The 25,412-nt window shown below is 72.7% G+C and carries 23 protein-coding genes; 14 read left to right on the top strand and 9 right to left on the bottom strand.

The window, feature by feature from the left end:
- Positions 1 to 114 precede the first annotated feature (114 nt).
- Both ACH4DZ_RS28590 and ACH4DZ_RS28585 read left to right on the top strand, forming a co-directional pair.
- The gene (locus tag ACH4DZ_RS28590; RefSeq protein ID WP_398290235.1) at positions 115 to 1,647 is read left to right on the top strand and encodes an SDR family oxidoreductase; all 1,533 of its coding nucleotides are present in this window, start codon (positions 115 to 117) and stop codon (positions 1,645 to 1,647) included.
- A 136-nt stretch (positions 1,648 to 1,783) separates the two neighbouring features.
- Complete coding sequence (locus ACH4DZ_RS28585) at positions 1,784 to 3,157, top strand: cryptochrome/photolyase family protein (protein ID WP_398290234.1); 1,374 nt, start codon at positions 1,784 to 1,786, stop codon at positions 3,155 to 3,157.
- Positions 3,158 to 3,206: 49 nt separating this feature from the next.
- Here the strand turns inward: ACH4DZ_RS28585 and ACH4DZ_RS28580 are convergent, their stop codons facing one another.
- Entirely contained in the window at positions 3,207 to 4,328 is a 1,122-nt protein-coding gene (locus ACH4DZ_RS28580) for a MerR family transcriptional regulator (RefSeq protein WP_398290233.1), read from the bottom strand.
- Between the two features lie 124 nt (positions 4,329 to 4,452).
- On the opposite strand from ACH4DZ_RS28580, the gene ACH4DZ_RS28575 reads away from it, so the two are divergent.
- From ACH4DZ_RS28575 to ACH4DZ_RS28565, 3 genes are all read left to right on the top strand, one after another.
- Positions 4,453 to 5,058, top strand: coding sequence for a sigma-70 family RNA polymerase sigma factor (locus tag ACH4DZ_RS28575; RefSeq protein ID WP_398290232.1), 606 nt, complete (start codon positions 4,453 to 4,455; stop codon positions 5,056 to 5,058).
- Positions 5,059 to 5,565: 507 nt separating this feature from the next.
- Complete coding sequence (locus ACH4DZ_RS28570) at positions 5,566 to 6,150, top strand: sigma-70 family RNA polymerase sigma factor (RefSeq protein WP_398290231.1); 585 nt, start codon at positions 5,566 to 5,568, stop codon at positions 6,148 to 6,150.
- Positions 6,147 to 6,899, top strand: coding sequence for an anti-sigma factor domain-containing protein (locus tag ACH4DZ_RS28565; protein ID WP_398290230.1), 753 nt, complete (start codon positions 6,147 to 6,149; stop codon positions 6,897 to 6,899). Before ACH4DZ_RS28570 ends, ACH4DZ_RS28565 begins: the two co-directional genes overlap by 4 nt.
- A gap of 79 nt (positions 6,900 to 6,978) precedes the next feature.
- Here ACH4DZ_RS28565 and ACH4DZ_RS28560 read toward each other — a convergent pair whose 3' ends face one another.
- The 6 genes from ACH4DZ_RS28560 to ACH4DZ_RS28535 form a co-directional block, all read right to left on the bottom strand.
- Positions 6,979 to 7,785, bottom strand: coding sequence for a DUF1295 domain-containing protein (locus ACH4DZ_RS28560; RefSeq protein ID WP_398290229.1), 807 nt, complete (start codon positions 7,783 to 7,785; stop codon positions 6,979 to 6,981).
- The gene (locus ACH4DZ_RS28555) at positions 7,782 to 9,110 is read right to left on the bottom strand and encodes a class I SAM-dependent methyltransferase (RefSeq protein ID WP_398290228.1); all 1,329 of its coding nucleotides are present in this window, start codon (positions 9,108 to 9,110) and stop codon (positions 7,782 to 7,784) included. Before ACH4DZ_RS28555 ends, ACH4DZ_RS28560 begins: the two co-directional genes overlap by 4 nt.
- A complete protein-coding gene (locus ACH4DZ_RS28550) occupies positions 9,107 to 10,375 on the bottom strand; it encodes a class I SAM-dependent methyltransferase (protein ID WP_398290227.1) in 1,269 nt (422 codons plus the stop codon). Before ACH4DZ_RS28550 ends, ACH4DZ_RS28555 begins: the two co-directional genes overlap by 4 nt.
- Positions 10,372 to 11,034, bottom strand: coding sequence for a DUF1365 domain-containing protein (locus ACH4DZ_RS28545; RefSeq protein ID WP_398290369.1), 663 nt, complete (start codon positions 11,032 to 11,034; stop codon positions 10,372 to 10,374). Before ACH4DZ_RS28545 ends, ACH4DZ_RS28550 begins: the two co-directional genes overlap by 4 nt.
- A gap of 146 nt (positions 11,035 to 11,180) precedes the next feature.
- Positions 11,181 to 12,467 (bottom strand): NAD(P)/FAD-dependent oxidoreductase, encoded by a 1,287-nt coding sequence (locus ACH4DZ_RS28540; protein ID WP_398290368.1) that lies wholly within the window; start codon positions 12,465 to 12,467, stop codon positions 11,181 to 11,183.
- A gap of 164 nt (positions 12,468 to 12,631) precedes the next feature.
- Positions 12,632 to 13,402, bottom strand: coding sequence for an ArsR/SmtB family transcription factor (locus ACH4DZ_RS28535; RefSeq protein ID WP_398290367.1), 771 nt, complete (start codon positions 13,400 to 13,402; stop codon positions 12,632 to 12,634).
- 189 nt (positions 13,403 to 13,591) lie between these two features.
- Between ACH4DZ_RS28535 and ACH4DZ_RS28530 the strand changes: the two genes are divergently transcribed.
- The 3 genes from ACH4DZ_RS28530 (at position 13,592) to ACH4DZ_RS28520 (ending at position 15,249) form a co-directional block, all read left to right on the top strand.
- A complete protein-coding gene (locus ACH4DZ_RS28530) occupies positions 13,592 to 14,092 on the top strand; it encodes a phosphotransferase (RefSeq protein ID WP_398290226.1) in 501 nt (166 codons plus the stop codon).
- 53 nt (positions 14,093 to 14,145) lie between these two features.
- Positions 14,146 to 14,703, top strand: coding sequence for a GNAT family N-acetyltransferase (locus ACH4DZ_RS28525; RefSeq protein WP_398290225.1), 558 nt, complete (start codon positions 14,146 to 14,148; stop codon positions 14,701 to 14,703).
- 279 nt (positions 14,704 to 14,982) lie between these two features.
- A complete protein-coding gene (locus ACH4DZ_RS28520) occupies positions 14,983 to 15,249 on the top strand; it encodes a GlsB/YeaQ/YmgE family stress response membrane protein (protein WP_398290224.1) in 267 nt (88 codons plus the stop codon).
- 187 nt (positions 15,250 to 15,436) lie between these two features.
- On the opposite strand, the gene ACH4DZ_RS28515 is transcribed toward ACH4DZ_RS28520, so the two are convergent.
- The gene (locus tag ACH4DZ_RS28515) at positions 15,437 to 16,216 is read right to left on the bottom strand and encodes a GNAT family N-acetyltransferase (RefSeq protein ID WP_398290223.1); all 780 of its coding nucleotides are present in this window, start codon (positions 16,214 to 16,216) and stop codon (positions 15,437 to 15,439) included.
- A 212-nt stretch (positions 16,217 to 16,428) separates the two neighbouring features.
- Between ACH4DZ_RS28515 and ACH4DZ_RS28510 the strand changes: the two genes are divergently transcribed.
- Both ACH4DZ_RS28510 and ACH4DZ_RS28505 read left to right on the top strand, forming a co-directional pair.
- Complete coding sequence (locus ACH4DZ_RS28510) at positions 16,429 to 17,664, top strand: MFS transporter (protein ID WP_398290222.1); 1,236 nt, start codon at positions 16,429 to 16,431, stop codon at positions 17,662 to 17,664.
- Between the two features lie 61 nt (positions 17,665 to 17,725).
- Complete coding sequence (locus tag ACH4DZ_RS28505) at positions 17,726 to 18,835, top strand: acyltransferase family protein (protein ID WP_398290221.1); 1,110 nt, start codon at positions 17,726 to 17,728, stop codon at positions 18,833 to 18,835.
- 105 nt (positions 18,836 to 18,940) lie between these two features.
- Here ACH4DZ_RS28505 and ACH4DZ_RS28500 read toward each other — a convergent pair whose 3' ends face one another.
- On the bottom strand, positions 18,941 to 19,654 hold the full coding sequence (locus ACH4DZ_RS28500) for a chaplin (RefSeq protein WP_398290220.1): 714 nt from the start codon (positions 19,652 to 19,654) through the stop codon (positions 18,941 to 18,943).
- 283 nt (positions 19,655 to 19,937) lie between these two features.
- Here ACH4DZ_RS28500 and ACH4DZ_RS28495 point away from each other — a divergent pair, with 283 nt between their 5' ends.
- The 4 genes from ACH4DZ_RS28495 to ACH4DZ_RS28480 all read left to right on the top strand — a co-directional run bounded on the left by ACH4DZ_RS28495 (position 19,938) and on the right by ACH4DZ_RS28480 (position 25,412).
- The gene (locus tag ACH4DZ_RS28495; RefSeq protein WP_398290218.1) at positions 19,938 to 21,575 is read left to right on the top strand and encodes an alpha/beta hydrolase; all 1,638 of its coding nucleotides are present in this window, start codon (positions 19,938 to 19,940) and stop codon (positions 21,573 to 21,575) included.
- 154 nt (positions 21,576 to 21,729) lie between these two features.
- Positions 21,730 to 22,827, top strand: coding sequence for a chemotaxis protein (locus tag ACH4DZ_RS28490; RefSeq protein ID WP_398290217.1), 1,098 nt, complete (start codon positions 21,730 to 21,732; stop codon positions 22,825 to 22,827).
- A 166-nt stretch (positions 22,828 to 22,993) separates the two neighbouring features.
- Positions 22,994 to 23,749, top strand: a complete 756-nt coding sequence (locus tag ACH4DZ_RS28485; RefSeq protein WP_398290216.1) for an HAD family hydrolase — start codon at positions 22,994 to 22,996, stop codon at positions 23,747 to 23,749.
- A gap of 190 nt (positions 23,750 to 23,939) precedes the next feature.
- Positions 23,940 to 25,412 carry a PP2C family protein-serine/threonine phosphatase gene (locus ACH4DZ_RS28480; RefSeq protein WP_398290215.1) on the top strand — a complete coding sequence of 491 codons (1,473 nt, stop codon included), beginning with the start codon at positions 23,940 to 23,942 and terminating at the stop codon, positions 25,410 to 25,412.

Genomic DNA, 25,412 nt, shown 5'->3' with positions numbered 1-25,412 from the left:
GAGTGGCCCACACGGCGCATCCGTGGCGGGCCGACACGGGGAAGGGATCACGAGGAGGACACCGAACAGAGCTGCACGGAGTCGAAAAGTGCCGAGGAGAAGGGCCGGAACACCATGAGCGGTGACGACGCCGGAGCCGGGCTGCGCTGCCTGGTGACGGGTGCGACGGGGTACATCGGGGGCCGTCTGGTCCCGGAGCTCCTCGCCGAGGGGCACCGGGTGCGCTGTGTGGCCCGCTCCCCCGGCGCGCTCCGGGACCATCCGTGGGCCGGTGAGGTCGAGGTGGTGCGCGGTGACGTCACGGACGCCGAGTCGGTCGCCGCCGCGATGCGGGACATCGATGTCGCGTACTACCTGGTGCACGCGCTGGGCACGGGCAAGGGCTTCGAGGACACCGACCGCAGGGCGGCGCGGATCTTCGGGGAGCAGGCCCGCGCGGCGGGCGTACGCCGGATCGTCTATCTCGGCGGGCTCACCCCCGCCGGGGTGCCGGACCGGGAACTCTCGCCGCATCTGCGGTCCCGGGCAGAGGTCGGCCGCGTCCTGCTGGACTCCGGTGTCCCGACGACCGTGCTGCGGGCGGCCGTCATCATCGGTTCGGGTTCGGCCTCCTTCGAGATGCTGCGCTATCTCACCGAGCGGCTGCCGGTGATGGTCACGCCCAACTGGGTCCACACCCGGATCCAGCCGATCGCGGTACGGGACGTCCTGCGCACGCTGGTGGGCAGCGCGCGCATGCCGGACGACGTCAGCAGGACCTTCGACATCGGCGGCCCGGAGATCCTCACGTACCGGCAGATGATGGTGCGGTACGCGGCCGTGGCGGGGCTGCCCCGGCGGCTCATCGTGCCCGTGCCCGTCCTGACGCCGCGGCTCTCCAGTCACTGGGTCGGCCTGGTCACCCCGGTACCGCGGTCCATCGCGCGTCCGCTGACCGAGTCGCTGCGCCACGAGGTGGTCTGCCACGAGCACGACATCGCCCGGTACGTGCCCGACCCGCCGGGCAGGCCGATCCCCTTCGACGAGTCGGTGCGCCTGGCCCTGCGGCGCATCCAGGACGCCCGGGTCACCACCCGCTGGTCGTCCGCCTCCGTGCCCGGCGCCCCCAGTGACCCCCTGCCCACGGACCCCGACTGGGCGGGCGGCAGCCTCTACACGGACCGGCGCGAACGCGTCGTCGACGCCTCGCCCGAGGCCCTGTGGCGGGTGATCGAGGGTATCGGCGGCGACAACGGCTGGTACTCCTTCCCCTTGGCCTGGGCGGCCCGCGGCCTCCTCGACCGGCTGGTCGGCGGTGTGGGCCTGCGCCGGGGGCGCCGCGACGCGGCACGGTTGCGGGTCGGGGACTCGCTCGACTTCTGGCGCGTCGAGGAGATCGAACCGGGCCGGCTGCTGCGGCTGCGCGCCGAGATGCGGCTGCCCGGGCTGGCCTGGCTGGAGATGTACGCGGAGACGGACGACGACGGCCGGGTCCGCTACCGCCAGCGCGCCCTCTTCCATCCGCACGGGCTGCTCGGCCACGCCTACTGGTGGAGCGTGTCGCCGTTCCACGCCGTCGTCTTCGGCGGCATGGCCCGCAACATCGCGCGGACCGCCGAGAAGACGGGCCCCCCGGCCGCCGCGCCGTCGCGCGCGCCCGCCGGTTGACGCGTACCACTGCCCCGGGCCTTCCCCCGACCGCCGCATCCGCCGGGCGTCCCGGTCCGGAAGTACTTGACGGCCGCGAGCGCCACGGCCCGGCCCACCCCTCCCCCTTCCCGTCCCGGAGTTCCGGAGTCCCGTCATGAACGTCTCGGTCGTCCTGTTCACCTCCGACCTGCGGCTGCACGACCATCCGCCGCTGCGCGCGGCGCTCGACGGCTCGCGCACGGTGGTGCCCCTCTTCGTCCGCGACCGGGCCGTCGACCGGGCCGGTTTCGCCGCCCCCAACCGGCTGGCGTTCCTCGCCGACTGTCTGCGGGACCTGGACGCGGGTCTGCGTGAGCGCGGCGGGCGGCTGGTGTTTCGCTCGGGCGACCTCGTCGACGAGGTGTGCAAGGTGGTCACGGAGACGGACGCCGACGAGGTGCACATGGCGGCCGGGGTCTCCGCCCACGCGCACCGGCGCGAGGAACGGCTGCGCGCCGCCCTGGAGAGCGACGGGCGCCGGCTGCACGTGCACGACGAGGTGGTCACCGCGCTGGCACCGGGCGCCGTCACGCCGGCCTCGTCCGATCACTTCGCCGTGTTCACCCCGTACTTCCGGCGCTGGGAACGGCATCAGCAGCGTCAGGTGCTCGGCGCGCCGCGCGGCGTGCGCGTACCGCAGGACGTCGGTTCGGAGCGGCTGCCGACGCGCGGGGAACTGTCCGGCCTGTCGGCGGGGCTCGCCAAGGGCGGCGAACGGGAGGGCCGGAAGGTGCTCACGGCGTGGCTGCGGAACGGGATCCACTCGTACGTGGACGGCCACGACGATCTCGCCGGGGACGCCACCTCGCGCCTCTCCCCGCATCTCCACTTCGGCACGCTGTCCGCCGTGGAGGTCGTGCACCGGGCCCGTAGGGCGGGCGGTCCGGGCGCCGACGCCTTCGTACGGCAGGTCGCGTGGCGGGACTTCCACCACCAGGTGCTGGCGGCGCGGCCCGCGGCGTCCAGGAAGGACCTCCGCCCCCGCAACGACCTGTGGCGGTCACCGGACTCGGCCGGGCGGGAGATCGAGGACTGGAAGGAGGGGCGGACCGGCTATCCCGTCGTCGACGCGGCGATGCGGCAGCTGCGGCACGAGGGCTGGATGCACAACCGGGGACGCCTGCTGACCGCGAGCTTCCTCGCCAAGACGCTGTACGTCGACTGGCGGGTGGGCGCCGAGCACTTCCTCGGCCTTCTCGTGGACGGCGACATCGCCAACAACCAGCTCAACTGGCAGTGGGTGGCGGGAACGGGCACCGACAGCCGCCCCAACCGGGTCCTCAACCCCGTCATCCAGGGGAAGCGGTACGACCCCGAGGGCGCGTACGTACGGCGCTGGGTGCCCGAACTCGAAGGGCTCGCCGGGGCCGCCGTGCACGAACCGTGGAAACTCAAGGGGCCCGAACGGGCCGCCTACGACTATCCCGAGCCCATCGTCGACCTCCCCGACGCGCTGGCGCGCTTCAAGCACGCCCGCGGGCGCGCTTGAGACGGCGACCGGGCAGCCCGCCGACAGGCCCGCCGTCCCGCACGTTGCGTCAGCCCACGGGTCCCGGTGCCGCGCTCTCGTAGCGGGCCGTGAGGACGGACAGGGCCTCGTTCAGGCTCGGCGGGCGCAGCATGCCCTGGGCCGATCGGCCCGCCCAGCCGGGGCCGCCGAGCACGACCATCGGATGCCTGCGCGCACCTCGCACACCCCACTGCGTGGCGGCGACGTGCCGGGCCAGCGGGAGGCTCGCCGTGGAACGGGCCTGGGCCCACAGGACCACGGCCGCCGGTCCGAGGCGGCGTACCGCCGCGGTGAGTGCTTCCGCCGGCACCGCCGCGCCGAACATCCTGGTGGGCATGCCGTGTTCGGTGAGCCCGGCGTTGAGCGCCTCCAGGGGCAGGGTGTGCTGCTCGCCGGGTACGCAGGCCAGGACCACGGGCCCCGGCGCGCCGTCCGGCACGGCCGACCGCGAGACGGGCGTGACACGGCGGAGCACGGTGGAGATGTGCCAGGACAGCATGTGTTCGACCTCGACGTAGCGGTCGCCGGACGACGCCCATTTGCGTCCGACGGCGTGCAGGGTCGGCACCATCACCTCCTCCCAGGCGACGGCGAGGCCGTACCGCTGCACGGCCGAGGTCAGCTGCCCGTCCACGGCCGGGGCGTCGAGACGCACGGCCGCCCTGGCCAGGCCCCGGCACTCCTGGCGCACATCGCCGAGGGGCAGCGTGGCCGCCTGGGAGCGCCGGCCGCCGCCGGAGGGCCGGGCGTCGGCCGAGGGCGGCAGGTCCTCCACCGCGGGGGTGCGGTCGTCCGGCGATCCGTCGGAAGTGGCTGAGCGGGCTCCGTCCGGCGCGGCCCGGCCCTCGGCGGTCACTGTTCCGGCGGCTGCCTCCCTGGCCGCGCGGGCCGCCTCCGCGGGCGGCACTCCGGCCGAGGTGAGCCGGCACATCGTCTCCAGCACCGCCACGTCCTGGGACGTCCAGCGGCGGTGCCGTCCGTCGGCGCGGACCGCGGGACCCACTCCGTACCGGCGGTCCCACGAGCGCAGCGTGGTCGGCGACACCCCGAGGCGCCGCGCGAGGCCCCCGGTCGTCATCCCCGTACCGACCGCCGCGGTCTCCTTCGTATCGGGCTCCGTGGGACCCGGTTCCCCCCTCGGCTCATCCATGGAGCGACTATACGACGCAGAATCGACGCGGTTTGAAGCCTTCGCCCCATCGCTCCGAGGATGACCGCACCGGGCCGCCCCGCGCGGCCTGGAGGCCGACGTCCGAGGCGAGGAGCCGTGAGCCATGACCGGACAACCGATGCCCGCGCGGATCTCCGTGCCCCGGCGGGCGCTGCTGGAGGAACCGCTCACCGAAGAAGAGGTGGCCCGGGGCCTGGTGCGCGGCGACGAGGCCTGTCTCGCCGCCGCCCATGACAGGTGGTCGCCCCTGGTGCACACGCTCGCCCGGCGGGCGCTGGGCGACGAGAAGGAGGCCGAGGACGTCACCCAGCAGGTGTTCCTGGGCATGTGGCGCGGCCGACACGGCTACCGGCCCGAGCGCGGCGCGCTCGCCGGCTGGATCGTCGGCATCACCAAGCGCAAGATCGCCGACGCCCTCGCGGCCCGGACGCGCCGCGCCGAGCTGGTCGCCTCGGCGGGGGCCGTCCTGGTGCTCGCCGATCCCGTGGCGGAGCGGCCCGAGGCCGTGCTCGACCGGGTGTTGGTGGGACGCGAGATGGCCAAGCTGCCCACCCCGCAGCAACGGATCCTGCGCCTCGCCTTCTACGAGGACCTCACCCAGACCCAGATCGCCCGGCGCACCGGCCTGCCACTGGGGACCGTCAAGAGCCATGCCCGCCGCGGGCTGCACCAGCTGAGGCACGGGCTGCGCCGCGAAGCGAGCGGCTGACATGACCGCGGCCGAACGGGTACACGCCTGTCGTGACCCAGTTCGACGCAAAAACGATGCAATCTTTTTCCCGGCAGCACAAACCGGACCAACTTCGCTTCACTTCACGTCGCCTTCCTTTCGATGCATGCCTCTTTCGTTTCGGAACGTACCGATGTCGCTCCGGTGCATCCGGATGCCTCGTAGGCCCGGAAGAACCGGAGGACAAGGGGAGGCACGGCCCGGGACCTCGGGCCACGGACAGCCGTGACGCCCCTCCTACGGACCCTCCTCCCGGGACAGTCGGCTGTCCCGGGAGGAGGAGGCCGCGTCGGCGTTCGGCCCGCCGATGCGGCCCAGCGGTCCGGGGCGCCGTCCCAGATCACCGACGGCGCCCCGGACCCGGGTTTCGGCCGACGCGTCCCGGCGGACGGGCGGGCGGACGGAGAGATCCGCCCCTGACCAATCCGCCGGCGCCCCGGCAACGGATTCCAGCCGTACGAAGCTCGCCTCCCGGAGGACCCCCTCGTGAAAGAAGCCGTGCACATCGGCAAGAACCCCTCGGCCGAACCGGATCCGCAGGAACTGATGGGCAGGATCGCCCTCGGTGACCAGCAGGCCTTCGCCGGGCTCTATGACGTCGTGGCGGGTCCCGTCATCGGCGTCGTGCGCGGCGTGCTGCGCGATCAGGCCCAGTCGGAGGAGGTGGCCCAGGAAGTACTGGTCGAGGTGTGGCGGTCCGCCGCCCGCTACCGGAGCGAACGCGGTTCGGTGATCAACTGGGTGCTCACCCTCGCCCATCAGCGGGCCGTCGACCGGGTCCGCTCGGTCGAGGCCTCCGCCGCACGTGAGCACAGGGCGGCCCTGCTCGACCACGCCCCCGAGTACGACGAGGTGACGGAACAGGTGGAAGCCCGGCTGGAACGCGAACAGGTCAGACGCTGTCTGCGCACCCTGACGGAACTCCAGCGTCAGTCGGTGACGCTGGCGTACTACCGCGGCATGACCTACCGCGAGGTGGCCGAGTCGCTGGCGCTGCCGCTCGGCACGGTCAAGACCCGGCTGCGCGACGGCCTCATCCGCCTGCGTGACTGCCTGGGGGTGACCGCGTGAGCACGGTCGATCTGCACACGCTGACGGGCGCGTACGCGCTGCACGCGCTCTCCGACGAGGAGCGGGGCGCGTTCGAACGGCATGCCGCGGACTGCGAGGCCTGCGCGCGGGAGGCTCTCGAACTGAGCGAGACCGCGGCCCGGCTCGCTCTCGCGGTCTCCGCCTCCCCTCCCTCCGCTCTCAAGAGCCGGGTCATGCGGCGGATCACGACGGTCCGCCAGGACAGCCCGCGCGTCGTGCCCCTGACGCGGCCCCCGGGCGGCGGCGTCCGGGCCCGCCGGCTGTCCCGGTGGGCGCTCGCCGCCTGTGTGGCCGGGGTGGCCGCGTTCGGCGGCACCACCGTGTGGCAGTACGACCGGGCGCAGGACGCGAGTGAGCAGGCACGGCAGTCGGAGCGGCGCACGGACGCGATCGCGTCGGTACTGGCCGCCTCGGACGCCAGGACGAGCAGCGCCGAACTGGCGGACGGGGCCCGCGGCACGGTCGTGGTCTCCAGGAGCCGTGACGAGGCCGTCTTCATCGCCTCGGGCCTGGCGACCCCGCCGAGCGGCAAGGTCTATCAGCTGTGGTTCAACGACGGGGGCACCATGCGGTCCGCCGGGCTGATGGACTCCCGCCGGACGGCCGAGGCGGTCCTCCTGGAAGGGTCCGTGGACCAGGCGTCCGGCATGGGCATCACCGTCGAACCGGCCGGCGGCTCGGCCGAACCGACCGCTGATCCCATCGCTCTCATGACGTTCCCCGCCTGACCCGAACCGACTGTGCCGTTCCCTCCCCGGCGGGGGAGGGAACGGCACAGTCAGTCGCGGGTGAACCCTCAGGAGGACGTCAGCCGCGCCGCTTCGGCGGTCGCGGGAAGAACCCGCTGGTCCTCGCCCGGTACTCGGCGAATCCCGGACGCTCGGACATGTGCCGCTCCAGCATGGGCTTCCCACTGCCGTTGACGAGCAGGAAGCTCATCACGAGGGGGGACACCACGGTCACCGCGGCGGCCACGCCCGAGTCGCATGCCAGGAGGAACAGACCCCACCACACGCAGAAGTCGCCGAAGTAGTTGGGGTGCCGGGTCCAGTTCCACAGGCCCCGGTCCATGATCTTTCCCCGGTTCGCGGGGTCCGCCCTGAAGCGGGCGAGCTGGAAGTCCCCGACCGACTCGAAGAACATCCCGACCGCCCACAGCGCGACCCCGGCCCACACGAATCCGCTCAGCGGGCCGGACCCGTACTGCGCTGCCTGCACCGGCAGCGACACCAGCCAGACCAGGGCCCCCTGCAGCAGGTAGACCATGCGCAGCGCAAAGAGGTTGCGGTTGCCGGGGGCCTTGGCGAGCATCGCGTCGTAGCGCGGGTCCTCGCCGTGGCCCCGGCCGCGCCAGGCGATGTGCGCGGCGAGGCGCAGCCCCCACACCGCGGTCAGTACGGTGACCAGCAGGCGCCGCCCCTCGTCCCCTTCACCGGCGGACGCGAGGAACGACACGAGGGCGACGGCAGTGAAGCCGATCCCCCAGGCCACGTCCACCACGCGGTGCAGGTTTTTGCGGACGGCGACAGCGAAGGTGACGAGCATGACGGTCAGCGCGGCGCCGGCCGCGAAGGCGAGGTTCTGGGCGAAGGCCGCCCAGGGGAACCCGTTCATCGTGCGTCCAGAGCGGTGTACCAGGAGCGTTGCGAGAGCGGCATTCCGCTGTCCCCGCCCGGCGCGGGACGGATGCTGAGGATCTGGTCGACGCCCATGCGTCCCTCCTCGAACGCGAGGGCGCCGCCGACCAGGTACAGCCGCCACACCCGGGCGGTCTCCTCGCCCACGAGGCGGACGAACGCGTCCCAGTGCTCCTCAAGGGTGCGGTGCCAGCCCTCGATGGTGCGCACGTAGTGCTCGCGCATCGACTCCACGGACCGTACTTCGAGGCCGGCGGCCTCCAGCAGGCCGACCGTCTGTCCCATGGGCCTCATGTGCATGTCGGGCGCGATGTACGCCTCGATGAACTCGCCGCCGCCCGGGGCGTTGCCGCCCCGCGACATCTGCTGGACCAGGACACGGCCCCGCGGTCGCACCATGCGGTGCAGGGCGGCGGCGAACGCCGGGTACTCGGCGTCTCCCACGTGCTCGCCCATCTCGACCGTGGCGACCGCGTCGTAGGCGCCGCCCGTGATGTCGCGGTAGTCCTGGCACACCACGTCGACCTGGTGCTCCAGACCGCGCTCACGGACCTGCTCCCGGATGTACGCGGCCTGTTCGCGGGCCAGGGTGACGGCGGTGACCCGCGCCTTGTGCTGTTCGGCGGCGTACAGGGTGAGGGAACCCCAGCCGCAGCCGATGTCGAGCAGCCGGGCGCCCGGGACGAGGTCGAGTTTGCGGCAGATCAGTTCCAGCTTGGCCCGCTGGGCGTCGGCGTCGGTGAACTCGTCGGCGTCGGTGAACCCGGCGTCGTCGCCGTTCCAGTAGCCGCACGAGTACGCCATGGTCTCGTCGAGGAGCAGCCGGTAGAAGTCGTTGGACAGGTCGTAGTGGTGGCTGATGGCGGCGCGGTCGCGGGCCTTGTTGTGCAGTCCGCCCCGCAGTCGTGCCTGGGAGGCGGGGGTTGCGGGGCGCGGGCCGACGGCTCCCAGCCGCACGGCCGTCCCGGCCGCCCTGACGCGGTCGGCCGGGGTGAACCGGGGAGCGTCCACACCTCGTTCGCGTGCGGCTCTCCACAGGGCCCGCAGCCCCTGGGCGAGGTCGCCCTCGACATCGAGTTCGCCGGTGACGTAGGCCTGGGCCAGGCCCAGTTCGCCGGGCTGCCACAGCAGCCTGCGCAGGGCGCGCCGTGAACGTACGACGACCACGGGGGCGCCGGCGGGACCGGTCTCGCTGCCGTCCCAGGTGCGCAGCCGGACCGGGAGACGGCCGCCGAGCGCGTCCTCGGCCAGCGCGGCGAGCCGGTGGGCGGCTCCGGGGCGGGCGGGGCGGGCGGTACTCATCGGGACGGGTTCTCCTTCGTGAACAGGTAGTGCTGGACGTCGAGGTAGCCGGAGCGGAACCCGGCTTCCGAGTAGGACAGGTAGAAGGTCCACATCCGGCGGAAGGTCTCGTCGAAGCCGAGCGCGTCGACGTCGTCCGCGCAGGCGGTGAACCGTTCGCGCCACAGACGGAGGGTCTCCGCGTAGTGCGCGCCGTGGGCGTCGCGCCGGGTGACGGCCAGCCGCGTGTGGTCGCGGACGGTCTGCTCCACCGCCTCGACGGAGGGCAGCTGGCCGCCGGGGAAGATGTACTTCTGGATCCAGGTGAAGGTGTGGCGGGCGGCCAGCATCCGCTCGTGCGGCATGGTGATGGCCTGCAGTGCGGCGCGTCCGCCGGGGGCCAGGCGGGCGTCGAGCGTACGGAAGTAGACGGGCCAGAACTCCACGCCGACCGCCTCGATCATCTCGACGCTCACCACCGCGTCGTACGTCCCGGTGGCCTCGCGGTAGTCGCACAGCTCGACGGAGACCCGGTCGGCGTGGCCGGCCTCGCGGACGCGCTCGCGGGCCAGGTCGCGCTGTTCGCGGGAGAGGGTGAGGGAGGTGACGTGGGCGCCGCGGGCGGCGGCGCGCAGGGCCAGCTCGCCCCAGCCGGTGCCGATCTCAAGGAGCCGGGTGCCCTCGCCGACCTCGGCGAGGTCGAGGAGCCGGTCGATCTTGCGGTGCTGGGCGGTGGCCAGGAGCGGCCAGGTGGCGGGGAAGCCCCGGAAGAGGGCCGCCGAGTAGCTGAGGGTGTCGTCCAGGAAGAGCGCGAACAATGCGTTGGACAGGTCGTAGTGGCGGCTGATGTTGTCGCGGGCGCCGCCGGGTGTGTTGCGCTGGGCGCCCGGCTGCCTGGGGGCCCACAGTCCGCGCAGCCGCTGGAGCGGCGCCGGGATCAGCTCCGCCAGGCTGCCCGCGAGCACGGTGAGGGCGGCGACCAGGTCGGGCGCGTCCCACTCCCCCGCCATGTAGGACTCGCCGAAGCCGATCAGTCCCCGGGTGCCGATACGGCGGTGGAACGCCTCCGGGTCGTGGATCTCGACGAGCGGTCCGCCCGCGCCGAGCTGTGTCCCGTCGGGGAACCGCACGCGCAGCGGCAGGCGTTCGAGCGCTCGGCGCACCAGGGCCCGGGTGAGAGCGGTCCGGGCGCGCGAGGCGCCCGGCCGGTCGACCACGTCCGGCCAGAGCTCGGGGTCCACGTCCATGCGCCGTCCGGCGATGGAACCGGGCTCCGCTGTCCTCATTCGGCACTCTCCTGGGATCGGTGACGGGGGCGGGGCTGGACGGGCAGTCCCCGCAGGAAAAGGCGTACGCCGTGGATGCGGACGGCGGCCGAGACGGCCGCGGTGGACCACGGGTGGCGCAGGGCCTCGCGCACCAGCGCACCCCGGGTGGCGGGGCGGCGGGTGCCGCGGACGGTCGCGGTGAACGGCCGGCCGCCGTCGCGCTCCAGCCGCACGCTCAGGTCGAGGCGGTCGTCCGGCGCGGGCAGGCGCATGCGGTAGGCGCCGTCGACGGGGAAGAACGGCGAGACGTAGAACTCCTTGTCGGTGCGTGCCACTCCGGCGTCGTCCGGGGTCAGCAGATAGCTGTGCCGCTGCCCGTAGGTGTTGTGGACCTCGGCGACGACACAGCGCAGTTCGCCCTGGGGGCCGTGGCACCAGTAGAGGCTGAGCGGGTTGAAGACATGGCCCAGTACGCGGGCGTGGGCAAGCATCACCACCGGCCCGCCGTCGAGATGGACGCCTCGTGGGGCGAGGAAGCGGTCCAGGCCCGCGCGGATCGTCGGCGCGCCGCCGCCGAAGTGGTCGCGGGCGTCGAACCTGGCCAACGGCCTGAGATACCAGGGCAGTTCGGGCGGCCGGTCGGGGTCGATGCACCACAGGTAGGTGCGGTGGCGCATCGCGTACCGGGTCGGCGCCGTGCGGACATGGGTGACCGTGCACGGGTAGAGGGCGGGCGTGACCGTGCCCGACTGGCGGGCGGGCGTGCCGGTGCCGGGTCGAGAGGCAGGTGCGCCGGTGCCGGGTCGAGAGGCAGGTGTGTGGGTCACCAGGTCACCCCCAGCGCCTCGGCCGCCGTCACGCCGGAACGGCAGCCGTCCTCGTGGAAGCCCCAGCCGTGGTAGGCGCCGGCGTACGCGGTGACGGCGGTGTTCAGCGCGGGAAGCCGCCGCTGGGCGGCCACCGACTCGGGGGTGTAGACGGGGTGTTCGTACACCATGCGGGCGAGGACCTGGTCCGGGTCGACGCGGTCGAGGCCGCCCAGGGTGACGACGTACGTCTCGGGTGCGTCGAGGCGCTGGAGCCGGCTCATGTCGTAACTGACCCTGACCCGGTCGGCACCCGCCGCGCACGACGGCATCAGGTAGTTCCAGGAGGCGCGCGCTCCCCGGGCGCGCGGCAGCGGTGAGGTGTCGGTGTGCAGGAGAGTGGAGTTGCGGGAGTAGCGGAACGCGCCGAGCACCTCCCGCTCCTCGTCGGTGGGATCGGCCAGCAGGCGCAGGGCCTGGTCGGGGTGGACGGCCAGCACCACCGCGTCGTACGTGTCGGTGGTGCCGTCCTCGGTGGTGATCTCGACGCGGTCGTGGTGCCGGCGGACCGCGCGGACCGGGGTCGAGGTGTGCACCGCGTCTATGTGTTCGGCGACCCGGTCCACGTACTCGCGCGAGCCGCCCCTCACGGTGCGCCAGGCCGGGGAGTCGCCGATCGACAGCATTCCGTGGTTCGCCAGGAAGCGGAACAGATAGGCGGCCGGATAGCGCCGCGCCGTCTCGGCGTCGCAGGACCACACCGCCGACACCATGGGTGTCATGAAGTGTGCGACGAAGTAGGCGGAGAACCGCTGCCGGGTCAGGAACCCACCCAGGGTGAGGGTGTCGCCCTCTTCCCCGGTACCCGCGTCCGCCCGGGCCAGCAGTCGCCGCGCGGCGCGGTGGAAGCGCGGCACCTCGGCGAGCATGCGCAGGTACGGGCCGCGGAGGGCGTTACGGGGCTGGGCGAAGAGTCCCGCGGGGCCTCGCGCGCCCGCGTATTCGAGGCCGCAGCCGTCGCAGCGTACGGACATGCTCATCTCCGACTCCTGCGTGGCGACGCCGAGTTCGGCGAAGAGCCGGAGCAGGTTCGGATAGGTGCGGCGGTTGTGCACGATGAAGCCGGAGTCGACCCGGTGCACCCGGCCGTCCGACGAGGTCAGCTCGTGGGTGTGGGCGTGTCCGCCGAGCCGCTCGTCCGCCTCGTACAGGGACACCCGGTGCGTACGTCCGAGGAGGTACGCGGCGGTGAGCCCGGCGACGCCCGAGCCGACGACGGCCGTCCGCCTGGTCCGCCCCGGTATATCCTCCCCGTCCTCCGCCGTGGCGTCCCGTGACGCTGCTGCCATCGTGCTTCCTCCCAGCCGTCTCCACTCGGAGCCGTCGTGGGTATTCCGAAGCAGCGGCAGGCGTGGATTGGCCGGATGACCTCCCGATACGACCGGCGCCCCCTACTTCGCGCCCGCGGTCAGTGCTCGGGCACCAGCCACGGCTCCTGCGGCAGCGGCTTTCCGGTTTCCAGGAGCGACTTCAGGTTGGCCAGGACGGCCGGCCAGCCGAGGGAGACCTGCTTGACCGCGGTCTCGTCGGCCAGGTCCTCGTGGGTGACGGTGAGCCGGACGATGTCGCCGTGCGGCCGGATGTCGTAGGTGACCCTTGAGTGCTTGTCCTCCTGCCCCTCCTCCTCGGGCGAGGCCCAGGTGGCCACCAGGCGGGTGGGCCGCTCGCTCTCCACGACGGTGCCGACCACGTCGGCGACGCCGGTTCCGTCCGTGCGCCGGTGCTCCCACCGCGAGCCGGGGCGCCAGTCCTCGGACACGTTGCTGTGGCCCCAGTAGGTGGCGGTCAGATCGGCGTCGGTGAGCGCGTCCCAGACCTTCTCCGGCGTGCTGGCGATGTAGGTGACGTACACGAATGTCGGCTTGTCGGTCATGTCTTCCTCGGCTCGTCGCTTGAGTGCGCTCAGCGCGCGAAGGCGCGGGCGCTCGAACTTGTCGATCCACCGCTCCTGGATCTCGTGGAGCGGTACGGGATTGAGGTAGTGCAGCTTTTCCCGTCCTCGTCGCACGGTGGCGACCAGGTTCGCCGCCTCCAGTACGGACAGGTGCTGGGTCACCGACTGGCGGGTCATGTCGATGTGCTCGCAGAGCTCCCCCAGCGTCTGCCCGCCGTGCTCGTGCAGCCTGTCGAGCAGCCGTCTGCGTGTCCCGTCGGCCAGCGCCTTGAAGACCTGGTCCATCCCCGGGCCGCCGTTCGGGCCCGGCTCGCCCTCTGCCTCTGTTCCCTCATCCGATCGCACACTCAACGTTATGCAGGCGATTACCTGCATGTCAATCGGAAGAGGCACGTCGAGGCCTTGGAGCGACCGCACGTGCCCACTCCCTGCCGATCCAGGGCTGTTGAGAGGACACGAACCGTTTCGGGCGCCATGGGCCGACGTCGACGGCTGCGGGGACTCCTCGACTGGTCGACGCGCACACCGGCCGCCGCGGGCCGGCGGCTGCCGGGGGTGTGCGGTCTGCCGGACACGGTCGTGCACGGCGACTTCCACCCCGGCAACTGGCGTGCCGACGAAGGGCCGCCGGTCGTGGTCGACTTCGCCGACGCACACTGGGGCAACCCGGTCCTCGACGGTCTGCGCCTGTGCTCCTTCCTGCCCGAGCCGGTACGTGCGAGCGTTGCGCGCGCCTGGGCCGAAGCCTGGCGGGAGCGAGTTCCGGACAGTGATCCGGCCCGTGCCCCGGCCGTCGCCGAACCGCTCGCGCCCCTCGCTCCCGCCGTGCGTCACCCAGAGTTCCTGGACGGCGTCGAACCGTCGGAACGGGCCTACCACCAGGGCGATCCCGCTTCCGCGAGCCGCGAGGCGGTACGCCGTGCGACCGTTCCCGACCCGCGCCTCGCCGGCCCGGGGCGCACCATGGCGTGGTGAGCGGGAGCGACGCGCCCTTGGCCGCCCACCCGTGCGCGGGGCAGGATCACCCCATGGACAGTCCGCTGACACTCGACGCCCCCTCGTACCTCCGGCTCGAAGGGGAGGGAGTTCACCTGCGCGAATGGTCCGGGGACGACCTGGACGCGCTGATCGCGATGTACGACGACCCCGAGATCGCCCGCTGGACACCGGTGGCCTCACCCTTCGACCCGCCCGCCGCGCGGGTCTATCTCGCCGAGGCGCAGGAGGCCCGCGCGCAGGGCCGCAAGGTGCAGCTCGCCATCACCACGGACGGTGGCCTGCCCCGGGGCGAGGTACTGCTGTTCCCCAGCAAGGCCGACGAGCGGGACGCCGAGATCGCGTACGGAGTCGGCGCCGCCCACCGCGGCCGGGGCCTGGCCTCCCGGGCCGTCCGGCTGCTCTCCTCCTACGCCTTGGGTCACACGGGCGCCCGCCGCGTGGTGCTGTGCATCGAGGAGGCCAACGCGGCGAGTGCGGCCGTCGCCCTGCGCGCCGGATTCGTCCTCACCGACGACGAGCCGCTCCTGCGGATGTCACGAGGACGCGAGATCACACTGCGGACATGGAGTCTCACCAGCGCTCCGTGAGAGCCGGTGAGTGGCAGGCTGCGCATTGGGGACATCCGCCCCCGAAGGACGACCCTCACCGGGCCCGCGTCACCGAGCGCAATCCGGCAGCACCCGCGCCTTGTTCGCGCTGCCCCCCAGCTCCTGCTCCAGCTCCGAGCCGATCTCGGGTCACGGGCTGGGTTCGGCCGGCGGCCGGTGGGCCGCAGGAGCCGCGGCCGGTGAGTTGAGACGGTTCGGACTGCACTCGGTTCCAGGGGGCACTCCTCTGTGTAAGGAGTACGACGAAGAGGGGATGAGATGGAGATCTCGGGCATCATCAGTGCCATCGTGATCGGCATTGTCATCGGTGTGCTGGGCCGGCTCGTGGTTCCGGGCCGTCAGCGGATCGGCATCCTGTGGACGATCGCGGTGGGCATCGTGGCCGCACTCATCGGCTCGGTGGTCGCGAACGCGTTCGACGTGGGCGACACCGACGGGGTGGACTGGATCGAGTGGCTGATCCAGATCGGGCTCGCGGCGCTCGGTGTCGCGGCCCTGGACCGGTCGAAGGCGGGCCGCCGCTGACGGGAGCGGACCGCGCGGCGGCGCACCGCACGCCGGGTTCCACGGACCGCGCCCCGGACGCCGCTTGCCGGAAAGCGCGCCGCACGCCTTTCGGCAGGGCACCGTACGAAGAGTCGTCGCAGGACGTCTCCGTCATGCCCGACGTCCGCGGGCTCGCCCCGCACCCGGCCGTGCGCCCGGCCCGGGGTCAGGGCGCCGGGTGGACGTACGGGACGGTCGTGGTGAGCGGGGTGAAACCCAGCCGCCGCAGAATGGGGCGGCTCTGGTCGGAGGCGTCGACCTGGAGGTAGGGGTAGCCGCGGTCGGCGGCGATCCGGGCGCGGTGGGCGATCAGGGCACGGTAGATGCCGCGGCCCCGCCAGGCCTCGACGGTGCCGCCGCCCCACAGCCCTGCGAACTGCGTGTCGGGGACGAGTTCCATCCGGGCCGAGCTGACGGGGACGTCACCGGCGAGAGCCACGACCGCGACGACGGTGTCCGGGGCCTCGTCGAGCAGGGCGAGCAACTGGTGGCGCAGCCCGGTGCCGGGCGTGCCGAAGGCCTGCTCGTGCACGTCGACCATGAGGCCGACCCCGGCGGCGTCGGTGACGGGCCGCAGTTCGACGCCCGGCGGTGGCTCGGCGTCGAGATCCAGTTCCCCGGCCTCGATGACCATCAGGGTTTCCGCCGGTTCGGGGGTGAACCCGGCGGCCAGCAGGCGCTGCCCCAGATCCTGCGGCAGGTCGTGCCCGTACAGCTTCCACTCGAACTCTCGGCCGAGCCGCGTGAAGTAGCGGCACTGCTCGGCGATCGCCGCGTCCGCGTCCGACGCCGTGAGGTCCGACCAGAGCACTCCGTTCCAGCCCTGCTCCGATCCCACGTGCCGGACCACCCCGCCGACGCGTTCCACGACGGAGCCGGTGCCGAAGGGTCGCGCGTTCTCCCGCATGTCCCGGTCGAACAGTGCCAGTACCGCTTTGTGATCCATCCGGCCACTCCAGCATCCGCGGACCCGCCGGGCAACGGAGTTTCGGGGGCCGCGCGGGCCCCGGCCGGTAGTGGAGGGCCGGCTGCAGGGCCGGCGTGCGCCTTCGTGCCACGTCCCGTGGCGGGCCGGCACGATCACCGATGCCGGCGGCATGCGGGCGTGGAGACTCACGCCTTGCCTTCACATCGATGTGAGTGTTCCAGCCTGGCCCGATGACGACCGCCCCTGTCTCCGGTGGCACCGGTACGCCCGCCGCCACCACGCCCCGGCTGCCGCTCTCCGGACTGCTCGCGCTGTCCACGGCCGCCTTCACCGCCGTACTCACCGAACTGCTACCGGCGGGCCTGCTGCCCCGGATGGCCCCGGATCTCGGCGTCTCCGAGGCGCGGGTGGGCTTTCTGGTCACCGGGTACGCGCTCGCGTCGTTCCTCGCGGCGATCCCGCTCACGGCCGCGCTGCGGGGGCTGCCCCGGCGCCCCGTACTCATCGGCGCGCTCCTCGGCTTCGCGGCGGCCAACACCGTCACCGCCCTGTCCTCGTCGTACGGGCTGACGTTCGCCGCGCGGCTGACCGCCGGGGTCATGGGCGGCACGCTGTGGGCCATGCTCGTCGGGTACGCGGCCCGGATGGTGCCCGCGGAGCGGCGCGGCCGGGCCATCGCCATCGTGCTGGCGGGCATCACGCTCGCCCTCTCCGTGGGCCTTCCCGCGGGCACGGCGCTGGCCGACGCGCTCGGCTGGCGTGCCGCGTTCGCCGCGCCCGCGGTGTCGGCCGTGCTGCTCGTGGTGTGGATACGGCGCCGGGTGCCGGGCTTTCCCGGCGAACCGTCCGAAGAGCGCGTGCCGCTGGTACGCGTCGCCGCGCTGCCCGGGATCGGCACGGTGCTGTCCGTCACGCTGACGCTGCTCGTCGGCCACCAGGTGATGTACACGTACGTCGCGCCCTTCGCGAAGGACGCCGGTTTCGGCCGGACGGGGCTTGTGCTGCTGGTGTTCGGTGTCGCGACCGTCGCCGGGATCTGGCTCACCGGCGTACTGGTCGACCGGCATCTGCGGCGGACCCTGCTGGGGGCCCTCGCCCTGCTCGCGGCGGCGATGCTCGCGCTGGGCGCCTTGGCCGGGCAGGTCACCGTCCTGCTGACCGCGGTCGCCCTGTGGGGCATGGCGTTCGGCGGGGCGCCGACGCTGATCCAGACCGCCCTGGTCGACGCCTCCGGGACCGCGTACGCCGATGTGGCCACCTCGCTCCAGACCACCGTCTACAACGCGGGCATCGCGGTGGGATCCCTCACCGGCGGTCTGGTCCTGGAGAGTTCCGGCTCCGGAGCCCTGCCCTGGACGACGCTCGCGCTGGTCACCGTGACCCTCGCGACCGTCGCCGCGGGCCGCCGCCGCGCCTTTCCACTCGAACGACCCTCGGACGTACGGGCGAACGCGGGGCACGACTGAGCCGTACGTGAGGGGGCAGGCGGGAGAGATCGGCTCACCGCCACCGAGGCCAGGAGATGTGGTGTCGCACGATCTGTCCGCCCCCGCGCCGACCGCGCCGCGGGAGAGCCTCACCGCGGCCCCGGCCAAGCAGGCGTCCACCCGCCGGGACCCGTACTTCGACAACGCGAAGTACCTCACCATCGTGCTGGTGGCCTGTGGTCACGCCTGGGAGCCCCTGACCCACGGGAGCCGGTTCGCGACCGCCGCGTATCTGACCGTCTACGCCTTCCACATGCCCGCGTTCGCCCTCGTCTCCGGTTATTTCTCGCGGAGTTTCGACATGGCGCCGGGCCGGGTGCGGCGGCTCCTGACGAGTGTCGTCGTGCCCTATCTGGTCTTCGAGACCGCGTACACGCTGTTCTACCGGTGGGCGCAGGACGACCCCGGCTATCCGCTGAGTCTGCTGGACCCGTGGTACGTGATGTGGTTCCTGCTCGCCCTCTTCATCTGGCGGATCACGACTCCTCTGTGGCTGACGTTGCGTCACCCGGTGCCGGTCGCGCTGGCGTTGGCCGTGCTGGCCGCCGCCTCGCCGGAGCTGGGCGGGGACATCTCCATCCAGCGGGTCCTGGGATTCCTGCCGTTCTTCGTGCTCGGTCTGACGCTGCGCGCCGAGCATTTCGAACGGCTGCGGACCTGGCGCGTACGGCTGTTCGCGCTGCCGGTGGGAGCGGCGGCGCTGGTCACGGCGTACCTGGTGGCGCCCTGGTTCAGCGCCAGCTGGCTCTACCACCGCGGCAGTGTCACCGGCCAGGGCGCGCCGAACTGGGCGGGCCTGTTCACCACTCCGGCGCTGTTCTGCCTCGCGCTGGTCCTGACGGCCTGCTTCCTGTCCTGGGTTCCCGGCCGGCACCTCTGGTGCACGGCGCTCGGCGCGGGCACGATGTACGGCTATCTGCTGCACGGTTTCGTCATCAAGGCGTCCCGCTTCTGGGACTGGTACGACCGTCCCTGGCTGCACACCGCCCTCGGCGAACTGGCCGTCACCGCGGCCGCCGTGGGCCTCATCACCGCGTTGTGCTCCGCCCCGGTCCGCACGGTGTTCCGGTTCGCCGTCGAGCCCCGCATGGAATGGATGTTCCGCCGCCGCGACGAGGTCCCGTCGGGGCGAGCGGCGAAGGACGCCTGACCGAGTTCCAGGGAGAGAAAGAGGCACCATCGGTCACCACACAGAAGCGTCGGCACGCACGGGCCCGGGCGCGCGCCCGGGGTCGTGCGTGCCGACGCGTTCAGGTCAGTGCCCGTCCCGGCGTCCCGACCGCTGTGCGGCGGGCCGGAAGCGGCGGTGCAGCGCGGCTCCGCCCAGCAGCAGCGCGGCGCTCGCGGCGACCGTCGGACCCATCAGATCCGTACCGGTCTGGGCGAGGGCGGCCCTGGGGACCGCCTGCGGCAGGATCTGCGGCCCCTCGGCCTCCGCTGCCTCCACGGGGTCGGCGGGGTCGGCCGGGTCCACGGGCGGCTCCGCCGGCTGGGCCGGCTTCGGGCCGGACGGCGTGTCCGGGAGCTGCGGCCCCTCCGCCGAGGTGTTCGTGGATTCGTTGCCGACGGCGGGGTTGCCGATGCCGACCACGCTCACCGAGTTGCCGGAGACGTTCACGGGGAGCTGGACCGGGAGGTGCACGCCGTTGCCGGAGATCAGGCCCGGTGAATCCTTCTCGGCACCCTCGGCGACCGCGCCGCCCCCGTGCCCGCCGCCCTTGCCGTCGCCGCCCTCGTTGGCGCAGCTGTTGCCCGCCGCCGGATTTAGGAGCCCGACCACGTTCACGGTGTTCCCGCACGCGTTCACCGGCACGTCCACCGGGAGCTGAATGGTGTTGCCGGAGATCACCCCGGGCGAGTGGGCCGTGCCGCCGTCGGCCGCGGAGTCCGCGTACGCCGGCATGGTCACGGCCACGGCGCCGGAGGCGGCGGCCACGATGATCAAACCACTTCGGGCAACCCGCTTCATAGGTTCCCTGCCTTCCAGGACATGGTCGCGAGCAGGCGCCCGCACCGTTTAAACGCGGGCAAACCGCGCAGGTTATGGCCCATCCGGCAAACACCCCCTTCGAGCGGGCGGTGGCTGAGCGGGGCAGGGCTGAGGCCGGGCCGGCCGCGCCGCGCCGCGCAGGGTCGCGCAGGATACGGCCTGTTCCGTCGCCCCGCTCGCCGAGAGGCGTGGCCGCAGGTGCCCCCTTATCGTGTTCGAGGGGGAAATCCCGGCCGCGGGCCGGGGCGTCCCGGGAGGCCTGATGCTGTCAACGCGCCAACGCCGTGCCTTCACCTGCGCCATGACGCTGGCCCTGCTGGGAGCAGGGCTGCCGTCGGTGGCCGCGGCTGCCGACGACCGACCCGACCTGTCCCGCTTCCACGACCAGACGATCAAGTGGTCGGCCTGCCCGGGCGACGGACTGCCCGACGGCCTGCAGTGCGGGAAGGTGACCGTCCCCGTCGACTACGCGAGGCCCGCCGACGGGACGCTCGACCTGGCCATGGCCAGATTCCGGGCGACCGGCAATTCCAGAGGCTCGGTGCTGCTGAACTTCGGCGGCCCCGGCGGTCCCGGAGTCGGCGAACTGGCCGACGGCGGTGAGGACTTCATGGGTCTCACGAACGGCTACGACGTGGTGACCTTCGATCCGCGCGGCGTCGGCCGGAGCTCGCCGGTCAGCTGCGGCGAGGGCATGGACGACGGAACGGACGCCCCCGACCCCGACGCGGAGACCGGGGCGGAGGCAGAGACGGAGGCGGACGAGAGCGACGATCCGCGGGCCGCTCTCGAAGTGCTCCGCAAGCTCGCCGCCGACTGCGCCGAGCGCTCCGGGCCCGTGCTGCCGCACATCGGCACGGTCGACGCCTCGCGCGACCTCGACGTGATGCGCGCGGCCCTCGGTGACAAGAAGCTCAACTACCTCGGCTTCTCGTACGGAACGCGGCTGGGCGCGGTGTACGCGGCCCAGTTCCCCGACAGGACCGGCCGTATGGTCCTCGACGGCGTGGACACCCTCACCGAACCGCTGAGCGAACAGGGCATCACCGGCGCCCAGGGGCAGCAGACCGCCCTGGAGGACTTCCTCGACTGGTGCACCGAGGACGTCAACTGCGCGTTCGGCCAGGACTCGCGCTCGGCCCGCGAGAAGGTGCTCCAGTTGATCGGCTCGCTGGACGAGAACCCGGTGCCGTCGGACTTCGGCATACCGTTCTCCGGCCAGGACCTGGTGGGGGCCATAGGACAGGCCCTCTACAGCAAGGAGCTGTGGCCGGCCCTCTCGCAGGCGCTCACGTCACTGGTCCAGGACGGGGACACCCGGGGCATCATGGGGTTCCACGTCGACGGCAGCTCGCTCCCCCACAAGGACCTTCCCCGCAAGGACCTTCCCCCTCACGACTCCCCCCGTCAGGACTCCCGCCGTGAGGACGGCGGTCTCGTCGACGAGGGAGAGATCCCACTCGACAACCTGCCGGCCGCGCTCATGGCCATCAACTGCGCCGACGACCCCGACCGGCCCACCGCCGACCAGGTCGTCGGGAACCTCGACAGGCTGCGTGCCGCGTACGAGCAGGCGTCGCCGGTCTTCGGCCGGTACCGGCTCGCCCAGGCCCTGATGTGCTACGGGCGCCCCAAGGGCACCTCGTACATCCGCGACGAGGTACGGGACGTCGACACCCCGAAGATGCTCCTCGTCGGCACCCGCGGCGACCCCGCCACGCCGTACCGCTGGACCACCGAGACCGCGGACCGGCTCGGCCCGTCGGCCGTCGTCCTCGACAACAAGGGTGAGGGCCACACCGGTTACTCCTCCTCGAAGTGCGTGCACCGGAAGATCGACGACTTCCTGCTGTACGGGCGACTGCCGGCCGACGGCAGCTCGTGCGGCTCGGAGGACTGAGCGGGCCGCGTACGACGCGGGACGGTGGCGTGGCGTTCTGAACCCGCCCGACCGCCGGGCCCGCCATGCCCATGAGGACCACGGAGGCGACCACCTTCTGCCCGGCCGGGTTCCTCCGAATGCCTCGCCGTCGATTCGGTCCTATGGTGCCTTTATGGAGCATGTGCTGAGTTCCGCCACTCTGACCGAGCTGCGTCGGCCGCGGCCCTACCCGGCGGTGTCGGTGCTGACGCCGACCCACCGCAGGGAGCCCGACAAGGCGCAGGATCCCGTCCGGCTGCGCAATGTGCTGGCCGAGGCGAAGAAGCAACTGGAAGCCGACCCCGCGGTCACCCGTGAGCGGCGGACGGACGTCGTCCAGCAGCTCGAACAGGCGCTGGCGGAGGTCGATCTGAGCCACTCCGAGGACGGCCTCGCGATCTTCGCGGCTCCCGGGGAGCACCAGGTGTGGTCGTTGGCCCGGACCGTTCCGGAGCGCGTCGTCCTCTCGGACACGTTCCTCACCCGCAATCTCGTCGCCGCCCAGGCCGCCGAGAGCCCGTTCTGGGTACTGACGGTCTCCGCCGACCGGATCTCGCTGTGGAGCGGCGGCGGAGAGCGCGTCGTCGAGGCGGACATGGCGGGGTTCCCGCTCACGCGGAGCCTGGAACCGCAGGACGTCGAGCGCGAGGAACGGGTCGGCGATGTGCCGAGCACCTTCCGCGACGAGGAGACGCGCCGCTTCCTGCGGGACGCCGACACCGCCCTCGCCGGTGTCCTGCGCTCCGCCCCGCGGCCCTTGTACGTCGCCGGTGAACAGGCCGCGCTCTCGCTCCTGGGCGAGGTCGGCACCGTCGCCGCGGACGCCGTCCACGTCCCGCACGGCGGTCTCGGGCACGCCGGGGCCGAGGCGGTGTGGCAGGCGGTCCGTCCGCTGGTCACGGCCGAGGACCTCAGGAACATCGACACCGTGACGACCGAGCTGGAGAGCGCCAGGGGCCGCCGGGCGTTCGCGGCGGGCGTCGACGAGGTCTGGCAGAACGCGACCGCCGGCCGCGTGCGCCTGCTGGCCGTCGAGGAGAACTACCGCGTGACGGTACGCGACGACGGCGGCGACCATCTCGTCCCGGCCGGCGGCGACGATCTCGACGCCCGGCACGACATCGTGGACGAGATCGTCGAACAGTGCCTGGACACCGGCGCGCGGGTCCGCTTCGTCCCGGACGGGACGCTGGCGGACGCGCAGGGCATCGCGGGAGTGCTCCGCTACTGAGCGGATCCGGTACTGAGCGGGCCTGGTACCGCTAGTCCAGCACGGCCGAACCGGCCCTGACTCCGAAGCTGTCCCAGGCCCAGCGGTACTGACCCGCCACCCGTCCGAGGGCGCCGGGCGGAGGACGGCCATTGCCTGTGCCGCGCGGAGCGGCTAGGAAGATCGGATGACTCGCTCCCCGCTCCCGGTCTGCGGCCCCGAGGGCCCCCTGCGCGCCATGCCCTCCGGGGAGGGGCCGCTCCCCGTCCGGGCCGTGCTGTTCGACTTCGGCGGCACACTCTTCCAGATGCGCTCGTACGCGGACCGGATCCGTACCGCGCTGCGACGGCCGGTCGGCGGGCGGGAGATGGACGAGTTGCTGAACGGGCTGGAGAAGGGGCTGACGGAGCCGGACGTGGTCGAGGCGCAGCGCGGCCGTGATGTGTCCTCGCGCGCGCACCGGCACGCGTTCACCACGTGGTACGCGTCGGTACGGGAGCTCGCGCCGCACGCGGACGCGCTCTACGCGCAGTTGCAGGCACCCGGGCACTGGGTGCCGTACGCGGACACGCGGTCCACGCTCGCACGGCTGACCGACGAGGGGATCGCCCTCGGCGTGGTCAGTGACGTGGGCTGGGATCTGCGGGCGACGTTCGCGCACCACGGACTCGCCCGGCACTTCTCGTCGTGGGTGCACTCCTACGCCCACGGCACGGAGAAGCCCGACCCGGCGCTCTTCGGGCGCGCCTGCCGCGAACTGGGGGTGGCGCCGGCCGAGACGCTGATGGTGGGCGACCATCCGGCGAAGGACGGCGGGGCGGCGGGCGCCGGGCTCCGCGCCTATGTGCTGCCCGCCGGAGCCGCCCCGGGCGCGCCCCGGGGTCTGGACGCCGTGCTGCGACTGGCAGGAGTGGGTCGCACCCCTTCGACTCGCCCCTGTTGAGTACGGCCCGACCGCCGATCCGCGTACCGGATTCGTCCCGGTCAGGCCCCTCGGCAGGACAGTGGCACGTGCCCGCGGCACCACCCTGTCGTGTGTTGCCGAATCCCTTACAGCGCGTCGCGCGCTGTGCAACAGTCGTAACGGTCCTTCCCTCTGCCTTGGTCGTACCGTGCCTGTATCGGAGTACGTCATGCCGTCCCATCTCTCGGCGGACCACCCTGCCGCCCAGCCGCCTCCGCGCGGCGCGGTCGACGCGCTCATCTCGCAGACGCGCCGCCTCCGGGGCGACATGGACGCCGTCCGACGCGACGCGCCGGCCGACGGCACGGACCCGGAGGGACGCTGGCAGCGCGCCCTGTGCGACCTGGCCGTGCATCAGCTCGACGATCTCGACGCGCACTTGGCGCAGTTGCGGGACGGTCCCTCGACCGTGCCCGCCGAGCGGGAGGAGGCACCCCCCGCCGTACGGGCCGTGCCTCCGGCGCCTGCCGGTCGCGGCTCGCTGATCAGCCGGGTCGGCAGTGCCGAGTGGAACCTGCTGACGGACGAGGCGACCTGGTCCGGAGAGCTGTATCGGATCCTCGGCAGGGACCCCGCCGCTCCCCCGCTCACTCTCGACGAGCTGCCCTCCGTCGTCCTCGACAAGGACCGGCCGAGGCTGACCTCGATGGTCACGGACTGTCTGATCGACGGCAAACCGATCGACGGGGAGTTCCGCATGGTGCGGCCCGACGGCGGCGTACGGACCGTGCACATGATGGGTGAGCCGGTGCTGGACGCGGACGGCAGCACCGCCTCGATGTGGGCCGTCCTGCGGGACGTCAGCGAACTGCGCCGCAGCCAGCGGACCGTCAGTGAGACCCGTGACTCGCTGCAGCGACAGCGACAGGTCGCACAGACCGAACGCCGCCTCGCGGTCGAGTTGCAGGAAGCCGTCCTGCCGCCGTGGCGCGGATCCCCGCCGCCCCCGCGGCAGGGCCCGGGAATTCTGGACCTGGCCGCCCGCTATCTGCCCTCCTCGACCAGCTCGCTGATCGGCGGCAACTGGTACGACGCCCTCGACATGCCCGACGGGCAGAAGCTCTTGAGCGTCGGCGACCTCACCGGTCACGGGGTCGCCGTCACCTCGGGCGTGGCGATGCTCCTCGGCGCGCTGCGCGGCATGGCCGTGGCGGGCACCGAACCCGGCCAGCTCCTGGCATGGCTCAACCAGTTACTCGACGCCTCCCTCCAGCCGGCCCTGGGCAGCGCGGTGTGCTGCCGCTACCGGCCGCAGAGCCGGACCCTCGTCTGGGCGCAGGCCGGACACCCCGCCCCGCTGCTGTTCCGCAACGGGACGGGCCGCATGCTGGCTCCGCCCGACGGCGTCCTCCTGGGCGCCACCTCGGGTGCCGTCTACGGGCAGGCCGAAGTGCCCCTCGAACCGGGCGACCTGCTGCTCCTGCACACCGACGGACTGGTCCCCCCACGGTGGGGGCGCCCCCGCCCGGACGCGACCGGGACAGTGGAAAGCACCGCGGACGTCAGCCGCCTCCTCGACCTGGCCCCCCGCTTCCAGGAGGCCCGCAGCGCACAGGACTGCGTACGGACCGTGGTGGAGGAGTTCGGGGCGACGGAACGCGAGGACGACGCCTGCGTACTCGTCGCCCGGGTCACCACCTGA

Source organism: Streptomyces sp. NPDC017991 (assembly GCF_044328075.1).
Classification (GTDB): domain Bacteria; phylum Actinomycetota; class Actinomycetes; order Streptomycetales; family Streptomycetaceae; genus Streptomyces.
The sequence above is the reverse complement of the archived record's forward strand: the minus strand, read 5'-3'. Positions and strand labels throughout refer to the sequence as shown.